The 12,716-nt window shown below is 70.0% G+C and carries 11 protein-coding genes; all 11 read right to left on the reverse strand.

What is annotated here, in order from left to right:
- Positions 1–18: 18 nt before the first annotated feature.
- Complete coding sequence (locus RMP09_RS10275; RefSeq protein WP_310565883.1) at positions 19–3,255, reverse strand: error-prone DNA polymerase; 3,237 nt, start codon at positions 3,253–3,255, stop codon at positions 19–21.
- Between the two features lie 97 nt (positions 3,256–3,352).
- Positions 3,353–4,759, reverse strand: coding sequence for a DNA polymerase Y family protein (locus tag RMP09_RS10280; RefSeq protein ID WP_310565884.1), 1,407 nt, complete (start codon positions 4,757–4,759; stop codon positions 3,353–3,355).
- The gene (locus RMP09_RS10285) at positions 4,716–5,651 is read right to left on the reverse strand and encodes a recombinase RecA (RefSeq protein WP_310565885.1); all 936 of its coding nucleotides are present in this window, start codon (positions 5,649–5,651) and stop codon (positions 4,716–4,718) included. The genes RMP09_RS10280 and RMP09_RS10285 overlap by 44 nt, the downstream gene beginning before the upstream one ends.
- 105 nt (positions 5,652–5,756) lie before the next feature.
- Complete coding sequence (locus tag RMP09_RS10290; protein ID WP_310565886.1) at positions 5,757–6,161, reverse strand: ribonucleotide reductase subunit alpha; 405 nt, start codon at positions 6,159–6,161, stop codon at positions 5,757–5,759.
- Complete coding sequence (locus tag RMP09_RS10295) at positions 6,158–6,853, reverse strand: nitroreductase family protein (RefSeq protein WP_409559710.1); 696 nt, start codon at positions 6,851–6,853, stop codon at positions 6,158–6,160. The genes RMP09_RS10290 and RMP09_RS10295 overlap by 4 nt, the downstream gene beginning before the upstream one ends.
- Positions 6,850–7,521 carry a carbonic anhydrase gene (locus RMP09_RS10300; protein ID WP_310565887.1) on the reverse strand — a complete coding sequence of 224 codons (672 nt, stop codon included), beginning with the start codon at positions 7,519–7,521 and terminating at the stop codon, positions 6,850–6,852. The genes RMP09_RS10295 and RMP09_RS10300 overlap by 4 nt, the downstream gene beginning before the upstream one ends.
- Positions 7,522–7,534: 13 nt before the next feature.
- Positions 7,535–8,368 carry a peptidylprolyl isomerase gene (locus tag RMP09_RS10305; protein WP_310565888.1) on the reverse strand — a complete coding sequence of 278 codons (834 nt, stop codon included), beginning with the start codon at positions 8,366–8,368 and terminating at the stop codon, positions 7,535–7,537.
- A 20-nt stretch (positions 8,369–8,388) separates the two neighbouring features.
- On the reverse strand, positions 8,389–9,114 hold the full coding sequence (narI, locus tag RMP09_RS10310) for a respiratory nitrate reductase subunit gamma (protein WP_310565889.1): 726 nt from the start codon (positions 9,112–9,114) through the stop codon (positions 8,389–8,391).
- Positions 9,111–9,791: a nitrate reductase molybdenum cofactor assembly chaperone gene (narJ, locus tag RMP09_RS10315; protein WP_310565890.1), complete on the reverse strand. Its 681-nt coding sequence runs from the start codon at positions 9,789–9,791 to the stop codon at positions 9,111–9,113. Before narJ ends, narI begins: the two co-directional genes overlap by 4 nt.
- A gap of 11 nt (positions 9,792–9,802) precedes the next feature.
- Entirely contained in the window at positions 9,803–11,326 is a 1,524-nt protein-coding gene (narH, locus tag RMP09_RS10320; RefSeq protein ID WP_310565891.1) for a nitrate reductase subunit beta, read from the reverse strand.
- A 20-nt stretch (positions 11,327–11,346) separates the two neighbouring features.
- Positions 11,347–12,716: molybdopterin dinucleotide binding domain-containing protein (locus RMP09_RS10325; RefSeq protein WP_310565892.1), on the reverse strand; the 1,370-nt coding region annotated here is incomplete at its 5' end.

The raw sequence follows: 12,716 nt of genomic DNA on the forward strand, positions 1-12,716 counted from the left end.
CCATGAAGAGCGCTCCCGTCAATGAAAATCCCGGCTCTCCGGCGCCAGCCGGCCCAGCAGGGGGTTGAGGTTTTCCAGACGACCGGCGATGAGGTTGCAGACCGCGCCGTCGCGCTGCCAGACGCCGTGCACGCCCAGCAGGCGTGAGCCGGTCAGTTCATTCCGCTGGCGTTCGCGCAGCGCGCGCCAGACGATGACCTGCACGGTGCCGGTTTCGTCTTCCAGCGTCACGAACACCACGCCCTTGGACGTGCCGGGTTGCTGGCGGCAGGTGACGATGCCGCAGGCGCGCACCAGGCGGCCGTCGGGCGCGGCTTTGAGTTGTTCGGCGGTCATGAAGCGGCGCTGGTTCAAGCGCTCGCGCAACAGGGCCAGCGGGTGGCGGCGCAGGGTCAGGCCGGTGCTGGCGTAGTCCCAGACGATGGCTTCGCCTTCGGGCGCTTCGGGCAGTTGCAGCGCGGCTTCGTTGACCGGGGCGCGGCGCAGCATGGCCGGCGCGGCCTGCAGCGCGGACGCGTCCCACACCTGCTGGCGGCGGTGGCCGGCCAGGCTGTGCAGCGCGTCGCCGGCGGCCAGGTGTTGCAGGGCCTGGCGGTCGAGGCTGGCGCGCAGGGCCAGGTCTTCCGCACTGGTGAAGGGGTGTTCGGCGCGAGCGGTGCAGATGCGTTGCGCTTCGGCTGCCGACAGGCCGCTGACCTGCCGCAGCCCCAGGCGGACGGCGGGTTTTCCGGTGTTTGCGGTCAAAGGCTCCCCTTCGGGCTGGGCCTGTCGAAGCCTTTGCGTAGACACCTGCTGGTGTGTGTGCCCTTCGACAGGCTCAGGGCGAACGGAAGCATGAGGTGCCACGACGGAATTCCCTTCTGCAGGTTCCAGCGTGCAATCCCATTCGCTCGCCATCACGTCCACCGGGCGCACCACCACGCCGTGGCGCTGCGCGTCCTGCACCAGCTGGCTGGGCGTGTAGAAGCCCAGGGGCTGGCTGTTGAGCATGGCGGCCAGGAACTCGGCCGGGTGGTGGCGCTTGATCCAGCAGCTGTCGTAGACCAGCAGCGCGAAGCTGACCGCGTGGCTTTCGGGGAAGCCGTAGCTGGAAAAACCCTTGACCTGTTCGACCACACGTTGCGCGAAATCGAGCGGGTAGCCGTTGCGCGTCATGCCGTCGATGAGGCGGTGTTCGTAGGCGCCCAGCCCGCCGTTGCGCCGCCACGCGCCCATGGCGCGGCGCAGGCCGTCGGCTTCGCCGGGCGTGAAATCGGCCGCGATCATGGCGATCTGCATGCACTGCTCCTGGAACACCGGCACGCCCAGGGTGCGTTCCAGCGCGGCCTCCAGCCCCTTGGGATAGTCCACCGGCTCCAGACCCTGGCGGCGCCGCAGGTAGGGGTGGACCGCACCGCCCTGGATGGGGCCGGGCCGCACCAGCGCGACCTCGACCACCAGGTCGTAGAACGTGCGCGGCCGCAGGCGCGGCAACATGGCCATCTGCGCGCGGCTTTCGATCTGGAACACGCCCACGGTGTCGGCGGCGCAGATCATGTCGAAGGTCGCTTCGTCCTTGTCGGGGATGGTGTGCATGGGCATGGGCCGGCCGCGCCGCTGGCCGATGAAGTCCAGTGCCTTGCGGATGGCGGTCAGCATGCCCAGCGCCAGCACGTCGACCTTGAGCAGGCCCATGGCGTCGAGGTCGTCCTTGTCCCACTGGATCACGGTGCGGTCGGGCATGGCCGCGTTTTCGATCGGCACCAGCCGCGCCAGCGGGCCGCGGGTGAGCACGAAGCCGCCGGTGTGCTGCGAGAGGTGGCGCGGAAAGCCCAGCAGCTGCCGCACCAGGGTGACGAACTGGCGCGCGGCCAGGCTGTCGGGGTCCAGCCCGGCTTCGCGCAGGCGCTCATCGGCCAGGCCGTCTTCGCTCCACCAGCGGTGGTCTTTGGCCAGGCGTTCCAGCAGGGCGTCGTCAAAACCCAGGGCCTTGCCCACGTCGCGCACGGTGCTGCGCGGGCGGTAACGGATGACCGTGGCCGTCAGCGCCGCACGGTCGCGCCCGTACTTGCGGTAGAGGTACTGGATGACCTCTTCGCGCCGCTCGTGTTCGAAATCCACGTCGATGTCGGGCGGCTCGTTGCGTTCGCGCGAGATGAAGCGCTCGAACAGTAGCGAGGAGCGCGCCGGGTCCACCGCCGTCACGCCCAGGCAGTAGCAGACCGCGCTGTTGGCCGCCGAGCCGCGGCCCTGGCACAGGATGCCCTGCCCACGCGCAAACGCCACGATGTCGTGCACGGTGAGGAAGTAGTGCTCGTAGCCGAGTTCGGTGATGAGGGCCAGCTCGTGTTCGATCTGCGCGCGCACTTTGCATGGCACGCCGGCGGGCCAGTGCGCGGCGGCGCCGGCTTCGGTGAGCGCGCGCAGGTGCTGCGCGGGCGTGCTGCCGGGCGGCACCACCTCGGCCGGGTACTGGTAGCGCAGTTCGTCCAGCGACCAGCCGGTGCAGCGCTGCGCGACCACCTGCGTCTGCGCCAGCAGATCGGGCGGGAAACACTGGGCGAGGCGCACGCGGGTGCGCAGGTGCTGTTCGGCGTTGGGCGTGAGGGCGAAGCCGCAGTCGGCCAGCGGCCGGCCGACGCGGGTGGCGGTCAGCACGTCCTGCAGCGCCTTGCGCGAGCGCACGTGCATGTGCACGTCGCCCACCGCCACCAGGGGCACGGCGGTGAGTGCGCTGGCCTCGCGCAGGCGGTGCAGGTGGATGGCGTCGTCCAGCTGGCGCAGCTGCGTCACGCCCAGCCAGCAGCGGCCCAGGAAGGCGCCGAGCAGCCAGCGCGCGGTGGCGTCGCACTGGTCTTGCGTGGCGCCGCGCGGCGGCACGGCGATGGCCACGCAGTCGGCCAGCGCAGCGGGGCGGATGCCGTCCAGCGCCAGGCGGTAGTGGCCCTTGTCGGCTGCGCGCCGCAGCCGCGTGATGAACTCGCAGAGGTGGCCGTAACCGTCGAGGCTGGTGGCCAGCAGCACCAGGGTGAAGTCGCCGGTGGGCGCCGCCCCGCCCTGCACGCGGAACTGGCTGCCCACGATGAGCGGCAGCGCGTGTTTTTTGGCCGCCACGTGGGCCTGCGCGATGCCGGCCATGGAGCATTCGTCGGTGATGGCCAGCGCGGTGTAGCCCATGGCGTTCGCGCGTTCGACCAGTTCGCCCGGGTGGCTGGCGCCGCGCAGAAAGGTGAAGCTGGAGCAGCACAGCAGCTCGGCGTGGTCGGGCAGGGACATGGTCACAGCCGATCCGGCGCCGGGCCGCCCCAAGCCGGATCAGCCTCCGTGGGGGGCAGCGACCCACACGCAGTGGGGGAGCGTGGGGGCACAAGGTTCATGCAAAAAAGCCGTGCAGAAACCACGCCGGTTCTTCGGCCAGCCGGGTCTGGAACACCCACAGCAGCCCGGCCTGCGCGGACGCGGCGACCCAGTAGTCGCGCACCGCGTGGCGGGTGTGGCCCAGGGCTTCGTCGCGGTCCCACCAGCCGCCTTCCACACGCTGCGGGCCCAGCAGCAGCTGCAGTTCGCCCTGGTAGAGCGGCCGGTGCTGGTGCACCCACAGTTTCAGCGGCTGCGGCAGCACAAAGGCCGGTTGCGGCAGGCCGGGGCCGAAGGCGGTGTCGGCGTCCGGCGCGCCCGCGCGCCGGGGCAGTGCCTGCCCGGCGCTCTGCCAGCGGCACATGTGTTCGGGCCGGTGGTCGTCCACCAGCACCGGGCACTGCACACGGTCCGGTCCCAGGCGCACGGCGATGCGTTCGAGCGCGTTGGACAGGGTTTCGCCCTCGGACTGCGCGTCGTCGGGCAGCCAGGACGCGCTGCGCGGGGCCAGTGGTCGCACCTCGTCGGCCAGCAGGCGCAGGTCGCCCACCGGCGCGGCCAGGGTGACGCGGGCCAGGTGTTCGGCCAGCAGGCGCGCCAGGTGCTCGACCTCGCGCGTGGGTTCGGCGGTGCGCACCGTGAGCTGCCCGCCTTCGCCCGCGCCGCGCGAGCGCATGGCGTCGTGCGCCCAGTGCAGGGTGAAGGCGGTGGTGCCGGCCTGCCGCGCGGCCAGCCAACCGGCCAGCTGCAGCAGCAGGCGGCGCGCGCCAAATACCAACGCGCCGGCCTCGTCCACCCGGTGCGGCAGTTCCAGCCGGGCGTCGAACACGGCGGGCGTGCGCACCCAGGTGGGGGTCTGCGGCGCGTGGCCGTAGAGCTGGTCGAGTGCGTGCAGCAGCGCGGCATCGAAGCGGCGCGCCAGGCCGGCGCGCGGCAGGCGGCGCAGCTGGCCCAGGGTGCGGCAGCCGATGTGGGCCAGCGTCTGCCGGTGCGGCGCGGTGGCACTGAGCACGGTCAGCGGGAGGGGGTCGAGCTGCGCGGTCAGCGGGGCCGCGTCGACCGGCGCCGCAAGCACAGAGAGCGCACCCGGCGCCATTCGCACCGCACGGGCCAGCGCCAGCGCGGCCAGGCCGTTGGGCGCCCAGGCGATGCGGGTGGCGCCCAGCTCGGTGGCCTCGGCCTGCACCCGCTCGCGCAGGGCCGCCGCACCGCCGAACAGGCGCAGGCTGGCCGCCACGTCCATGACCACGGCTTCGTCCAGCCGGGCCACGCGCGGCGTGAAACGCAGCGCCCAGAGGGCCAGCGCCTGCGCGGTCGCGTCGGCCCGGGCGGCCGCGCAGGCCAGCGCATCGGCACGGGCCTGGGCACCGGCGCCAGCGTCAGTGCCAGACGGATCGGGCGGCAGCAGGGCGGACCACCACATGGTCGTTCTCCAGGGCCGTGGCAGCAACCGGGACAGGGCCCGCCACTGGGGCAGGAACAGGGGCCGGCACAGGCCGGGGTGGCACGCGCAGGCGCGGCGGCAGCAGCGCCCCCAGGCCACCGGGCACCGAGGGCAGGCACAGCGTGCGCGCCAGCGGCGGCCCGGGGCGCTTGAGCAGATCGACCTGCAGCGACCAGGGGCCGTCATCCACCCCCGCCGTGCCCCCCGCCCCCACCCGCACCAGCAGGCGCAGCGGCGCGGCCGAGGCTTCGCTCGCGGCGGCCTGTGGCCGGCACACGAACACCGGCCCCTGCGCCGCACCGGCCAGCACCTGCAGGCGGCGCAGCTGTTCGGGTCGGGCCTGCGGCAGCCAGGCCACCAGCACGCCCGGCGCGCGGGCCTTGAGCAGCTGTTCGGTGGTCCACAGGCGTTCGGCCATGGTGTGGGCCTGCAGCCAGACCAGGCCGCGTTCGCTGATGCCGTCGGCCCGCAGGCCGGGCGGGTGCGGGGGGTGCGGCGGCCCCACCAGCAGCACCGGGGTGGACGCGGACGGGCGCGCCGTGGCACCCGCTCCACCAACGACGGAGCCACCGACGGGACCACCGGCCGGGCACAGCGCGCGCAGCAGCGGCGCAAGCAGGCGCCATTCCAGCGTGCCCGGCTGGGGGCACAGCAGTTCGGTCAGGCCCTGGCAGGGCCAGCCGCCGCCGGGCAGTTCGGCGTCGAGCGCGGCAAAGCCGCTGGGCCGGGTGGGCAGGGCCGCGTGGCCGAGCTGGTCGCCGCGCCAGACGGCGGCGGCCACGGCCGGCGGCAGGACCAGCGCCGGGGGCGCTTCAGAGACAGGAACGGCAGGGGGCGCAAGGGCCGCCTGCCGGCGAGGAATGGGCTGCATGGTGCGCCCATGATAGCCTTTTTACTGTTTTTTTGTACAGTCTTTTGACCAGCGGTTCACGAGGCTGTTGGGGGGCATATTCGGGGACTGTCCGGCCCCGCCGCCTCACCCGAAGTGCACCGCCTGGCCCTGGCGGTCGAAGGGGATGAAGCCCTCGATCTGCCCCTGGTGCACGGCCATGACCATCCGGTTGAGGGCCTGTTCGATGGCGTCGTCCTTGGGGGGCTGGCCGGCCGTGCCGGACAGCGCGGCCACCATGGCCATGCGCCATTCGCGCGACTGCTGGTCGGCCTCGGCCGCCAGGCTGGCCCAGTCGCTCAGTTCGGCCGCGGTGCGGTCCAGGCACATGCGCGGGCTGAGCGCACCGCCCTGCCCTTGCTCGAAGCGCGCGCGTTCGGCGGGGCTGGCGTCGGGGGGCAGTTCCACGTCCACAAAGACCATCAGCAGGGTCTGGGGCGTGGGCTGGGTGCGGGCGGCGGCGATCAGGTCGTCAAAGCAGGTGATGTTCATGGCGTGGTGTCGGGGTTCGGGCCTTCGGTCAGGCCGTCGATGGGGCCGGCGTCGGTGAGGGTGCGCACGATCTCGTGCACGCCCGGGCGGGGCGGGGTGGGTTTGCGGGCGCTGGCGGTGCCCACGCTCAGGCAGCACAGCGCGTGCTCTTGCGGGCCGAGCGCGAACAGCGTGCGCAACGCGCCGGACTTGAGCGCCTTGCCGCTGGTGAGCGCCGAGCCCCAGCCACGCGCGGTGGCCATGAGCAGCAGATTCTGCACCGCGCAGCCGGCCGAGAGAATGCGTTCGTTCAGGTCGATCTCGGGGTCGCCACAGGCGCCGTTGACCACCACCAGCAGCAGCACCGGCGCGCGCAGGGCTTTGTCGTGCGCCTGCTCCAGCTGGTCGGCGGTGGCGGCGGGGTCGCGTTCGCGCAGGGCGTCGGCAAAGGCCTGGCCCAGGCGCGGGCGCTGGGCGGCGGGCACCAGCACCAGGCGCCAGGGGCGCAGGCGGTCGTGGTCGGGGGCGCTGGTGGCGCAGGCCAGCCAGTCGCGCAGTTCGGCGGCGCTGGGGCCGGGGTCGACCAGGCGCTTGGGCAGCACGGTCTGGCGCGCGTCCATCAGCGCCTGCAGCGCATCGGCCAGGGGCGCCTCGTCGGGCAGCGTCGGCGCGGCCGGCGCCGAAGACGCGAAGCGGTGCAGGGAAACGTTCATTCCGAAGATTGTCCGTCGGGTTCCACGTAGGCCAGGTAGGGACCGGTGCCGCTGTGCGAGGCCTCGGCGGCCGGCACGAAGGCGCCCAGCGCGGCGTCGAACACGTGGACCTGCCCGCTCTCGATCACATAGTGCCAGCCGTGCAGGCTCAGGTGCCCGGCCTCGACCGCGCGGCGCACCATGGGGTAGTCCATGAGGCGTTCGAGCTGCAGCACGACCGCACGCTGTTCTGTGCGGTGCAGCACCTCGGGGCCCAGGCTGACCGGCAGCAGCGCCTCGTCGACCAGCTTGAGCCAGGCCTTGAGCGCGATGGCCTCGTCGGGCGCGCCTTCGTAGGCGGTGCGGATGGCGCCGCAGTGGCTGTGGCCGCAGACGATGATGTGCTCGACCTTCAGGCTGAGCACGGCGAATTCGATCGCCGCCATGGTGCCGTGCAGACCGTGCGACTGGTCGTAGGGCGGCACGAAGGCGCCCACGTTGCGCACCAGGAACAGCTCGCCCGGCGCCGCCCCCGTCAGCAGGTAGGGCACCAGGCGCGAGTCGCTGCAGCCGATGAACAGGGTCTTGGGGCGCTGGCCCTGGGCCACCAGGTCCTGGAAGCGCTGCTGGTGCTGCGGAAAATAGTCGTCCTGGAAATCGCGCAGGCGCAGCAGCAGTTCGTCGGGCATGGCGGCTTCGTGCTCACTGCACCAGGGGTGAATCGGCGCCGTCGAGCTCGATGCCCTCGACCTTCGCCTGGCCCACCAGCAGGCGCATGTACTGCCGCAGCGCGGTGGCGCGCGACTGGTGCTGCAGGCGCTGGCGGATCGATTCGGCCACGTCTTCGTAGGCCGGCAGGTTGCCCTTCTTGCGGCCCAGCACCTCGATGATGTGCAGGCCAAAGCGCGTGTGCACCAGGCGCGGATGCACCCCCATGCCCCAGCGCGAGTCGGTCTGGAAGAACAGCTCGTTGGCCAGTTCGGGGGCACAGTCCTCGGGCGACACCCAGCCCAGGCTGCCGCCTTCGGCGCTGGACGGGCAGTTGGACAGCTCGGCCGCCAGCTGCTCGAAGCGGCCGGGGGGCACGTCCTTGCGCGCCAGCTCCAGCAGGGCGGCTTCGGCGCGCTGGGTGAGCGCGTGCACGTTCACACCGGGCGTGACCGCGAACAGGATGTGCCGCACATGCAGCGCCTGGCCGACGATGAAGTGCGGCTTGTTGGCGTCGTAGTAGCGGCGGCATTCGTCGTCGGTGGGCTCGGGGCAGGTGACCTCCTCGTCGGTCATGGCCTCGAGCACGTGGCGCTCGGCCGCGTTCAGTTCGGGCGCGACCAGCACGTGGGCGCCCGGCAGCAGCCCGCGGAACACCGCGCGCTGGCGCAGCAGTTCGGCGTAGGCCCGCTCGCGCAGGGTCTCGGCGTCCAGCGCCTCGCCCGGCTCGTGCAGGGCGATGCCGTTGATGCTGGCGGGCACGATCTGCATCTGGCCGGAGCAGGCGCAGTGCGCGCTGCCGCAGCCGGTGGACGAACGGTCGGTCATGGGGGTTCCTTGTTGCATGGTCAGCGGCCCCGCTGGCTCAGCGGCTGTTGCGGCGTCATGCCGATGCGGCGGCTGCGCACCACCTGGTAGGGGCGCGTGATGTAGGCCAGCGTGCCGAAGCCGCTCCACACGTGCACCAGGCGGGTGAACGGGAAGATCAGGAAGATGCTCATGCCCAGGAACATGTGGGCCTTGAAGACCCAGCTGGCATCGGCGATCAGCTCGGCCGCGCCACCGCGGAAGGTGACGATGCGCTGCGCCCATTCGGCCAGCAGCATCATCATGCCGCCGTCCAGGTGCTGGGCCGACAGCGGGATGGTCGCCAGGCCGAGCGCGAACTGCGCCCACAGCAGCCACAGCAGCACGATGTCACTGGTCTTGCTGGTGACGCGGATGCGCACGTCCGACAGGCGGCGGTGCAGCAGGATGCTGACGCCGGCAAAACCGAACAGGCCGAACAGGCCGCCCGAGACCATGGCCATGAGCTGCTTGGCGCCCGCGGTCATGAAGGACTCGTACAGCGCGTGCGGCGTGAGCATGCCCACGCTGTGGCCGAAGAACAGGAACAGGATGCCGACGTGAAACAGGTTGCTGCCCCAGCGCAGCTGGCCCTTGCGCAGCAGCTGCGAGGAATCGCTCTTCCAGCTGTACTGGTCGCGGTCGAAACGGATCAGGCTGCCCAGCAAAAAGATGGTGAGCGCGATGTACGGGTAGATGCCGAAAACGAAGTTGTGGAAGCCGTTCATGCTGCGACTCCTTGAGAAGTGGAGGTGTTCTTGCGAACGATGTGGATGGGCTGCGCCTGGCCCGGGCGGTTCTGGCCCCGGGTGCTGCAACCGTCGAAAGCCTCGGGCTCGGCCCAGGCCTCGTCCATGCTCTCTTCGACCGGGATGGCCACGGCCTGGGCCTTGTGCCCGGCCAGCTCCAGCACGGCCGCGATCACGGCGGCGTAGGGGCTCTCGCGCTTGAGCAGCGCGCTGAAGATGGCGTTGAGGATGTGGGCCATCTCGCCCAGGAAGGCCTTGGCCAGCTCGGGCGGCTGGGTGGAGGCGAACTCCAGCACCACGCCCAGGTGGTCGGGCAGTTCCTCGGGGGCCAGGTACAGGCCGGCCTTCTCGTAGGTCTGCACCAGGTCGATCATGGCCGGGCCACGGTCGCGCGAGTCGCCGTGCACGTGCTCGAACAGGTGCAGCGAGGTGGCACGGCCGCGGTCGAAGGTCTCGACGAAGCGGGCTTCCACCTCCAGCGGGTCCTGGCGCTGCAGGTTGACGGCCAGGGTGCGCAGCTCGGCGCGGCGCGCGGCCGGCACGGCGTCTTCGTCGTCCAGCACCTGCAGCAGGGCGTCCAGCTCGCTGCGCAGCTGCGCATCGGGGTAGGCGATCAGGCGGGCGAGTGCGCGCAGGGAGTAACGGGTGTTTTTCATCGTGCTTCCTTTCAGACCACCGACTGGATCGGGATGGTGCGGCGCTTGTCGCCACCGAACAGGCTCGTTTCCGAGGCGCCGTCCGAGCAGCCGTTGCCGAACGAGAAGCCGCAGCCTCCGCGCAGGTCAAACGCGTTTTCGGCGTACTCGCGGTGCGAGCTGGGGATCACGAAACGGTCCTCGTAGTTGGCGATCGCCATCACGTGGTACATCTCTTCCACCTGGGCGCGGGTCAGACCGGTCTGCTCCAGCACCTTCAGGTTTTCCACGCCGTCCACGTGCTTGCCGCGCTGGAAGGCGCGCATGGCCAGCATGCGTTCGAGGGCGCGCACCACCGGGCCGGTGTCACCGGCGGTCAGCAGGTTGGCCAGGTACTGCAGCGGGATGCGCATCTGGCTGAAGTCGGGCAACTCGCCGTTGCTGCCGATCTGGCCGGCGTTGGCGGCGGCGGAAATCGGCGACAGCGGTGGCACATACCAGACCATGGGCAGGGTGCGGTACTCGGGGTGCAGCGGCAGGGCCACCTTCCAGTCGATCGCCATCTTGTAGACCGGGCTCTTGCGCGCGCCTTCGAGCCAGCTCTCGGGGATGCCGTCCTTGCGCGCCTGCTCGATCACGGCCGGGTCGTTGGGGTTGAGGAAGATGTCGAGCTGGGCCTGGTAGAGGTCCTTCTCGTCGGGCACGCTGGCGGCCTCGGCGATGCGGTCGGCGTCGTACAGCACCACACCCAGGTAACGGATGCGGCCCACGCAGGTCTCAGAGCACACGGTTGGCTGGCCGGCTTCGATGCGCGGGTAGCAGAAGATGCACTTCTCGGCCTTGCCGGTCTGCCAGTTGTAATAGATCTTCTTGTAGGGGCAGCCGCTGACGCACATGCGCCAGCCGCGGCACTTGTCCTGGTCGATCAGCACGATGCCGTCTTCCTCGCGCTTGTAGATCGAGCCCGAGGGGCAGGATGCCACGCAGGCTGGATTCAGGCAGTGCTCGCACAGGCGCGGCAGGTACATCATGAAGGTGTTCTCGAACTGGCCGTAGATGTCCTTCTGCACGTCGTCGAAGTTCTTGTCCTTCGAACGCTTGCTGAATTCACCGCCCAGGATTTCCTCCCAGTTCGGGCCCCATTCGATCTTCTCCATGCGCTGGCCGGTGATCAGGCTGCGCGGCCGGGCCGTGGGCGCGGCCTTCATCTCGGGCGCCGACTGCAGGTGGTCGTAGTCGAAGGTGAAGGGCTCGTAGTAGTCGTCGATCTGCGGCAGGTTGGGGTTGCTGAAGATCTTCATCAGCAGCGACCACTTGCCACCCTGCTTGGGGACGATGGAACCGTCGGCCTTGCGGACCCAGCCACCGTTCCACTTGTCCTGGTTCTCCCATTCCTTGGGGTAACCGATGCCGGGCTTGGTTTCGACGTTGTTGAACCAGGCGTATTCCACGCCGGGTCGGCTGGTCCAGACGTTCTTGCAGGTGACCGAACAGGTGTGGCAACCAATGCACTTGTCCAGGTTCAGCACCATCGCGATTTGGGCACGTACTTTCATCTTGTTTTCTCCTGTGCTGATCAAGCCTGAACCGTGTCATTGCCCTCGCCGTCGAGCCAGTCGATCTTGCGCATCTTGCGCACGATGACGAACTCGTCGCGGTTGGTGCCGATGGTTCCGTAGTAGTTGAAGCCGTAGCTGAACTGCGCGTAGCCGCCGATCATGTGGGTCGGTTTGGTCACGATGCGGGTGACCGAGTTGTGGATGCCGCCGCGGGTGTTGGTGATCTCCGCACCGGGGGTGTTGATGATCTTTTCCTGCGCGTGGTACATGAGCACCATGCCCGGGTTCACGCGCTGGCTGACCACCGCCCGTGCCGCGATGGCGCCGTTGGTGTTGAACAGCTCGACCCAGTCGTTGTCGGCGATGCCGGCGCTCTTGGCGTCGTCCTCGCTGAGCCAGATCACCGGGCCGCCGCGGTTGAGCGTGAGCATGTGCAGGTTGTCGCTGTACGTGCTGTGGATGCCCCACTTCTGGTGCGGGGTGATGAAGTTGAGGCTGATCTCCTTGTTGCCGTTGGGCTTGCGGTCGATCATCTCGTCCACCGTTTTCAGGTCCACCGGCGGGCGGTAGCTGGTCAGGCCTTCGCCGAAGGCGAGCATCCAGGGGTGGTCCAGGTAGAACTGCTGGCGGCCGGTGAGGGTGCGCCATGGGATCAGTTCGTGCACGTTGGTGTAGCCGGCGTTGTACGACACCTTTTCGGATTCGAGACCCGACCAGGTCGGCGACGAAATGATCTTGCGCGGCTGGGCCTGGATGTCGCGGAAGCGGATCTTCTCGTCTTCGCGGTGCAGGGCCAGGTGGGTGTGGTCGCGGCCGGTGATCTTGCTCAGCGCTTCCCAGGCCTTGACGGCGACGTGGCCGTTGGTCTCGGGCGCGAGCTGCAGCACCACCTCGCAGGCGTCGATGTCGCTGTCGATGCGGGCCAGGCCCTTGGCCACGCCTTCGGTGTGCACGGTGCCGTTGAGTTCCTTGAGCTGGCCGACCTCGGTCTGGGTGTTCCAGCCGATGCCCTTGCCGCCGTTGCCGACCTTGTCCATCAGCGGGCCCAGGGCCGTGAAACGGGCGTAGGTGTTGGGGTAGTCGCGTTCGACCACCGTGATGCTCGGGGCGGTGACGCCCGGGATCAGCTCGCACTCGCCCTTCTTCCATTCCTTCACGTCAAAAGGCTGGGCCAGTTCGGACGGGCTGTCGTGCATCAGCGGCGTGAGCATCAGTTCCTTCTCCACGCCCAGGTGGCCGACGCAGACCTCGCTGAAGGCCTTGGCGAAACCCTTGTAGATCTCCCAGTCGCTCTTGCTCTGCCAGGCCGGGTCCACCGCGGTGGACAGCGGGTGGATGAAGGGGTGCATGTCGCTGGTGTTGAGGTCGTTCTTCTCGTACCAGGTGG

This window comes from Hydrogenophaga sp. (genome assembly GCF_031426985.1).
GTDB lineage: Bacteria > Pseudomonadota > Gammaproteobacteria > Burkholderiales > Burkholderiaceae_C > Hydrogenophaga.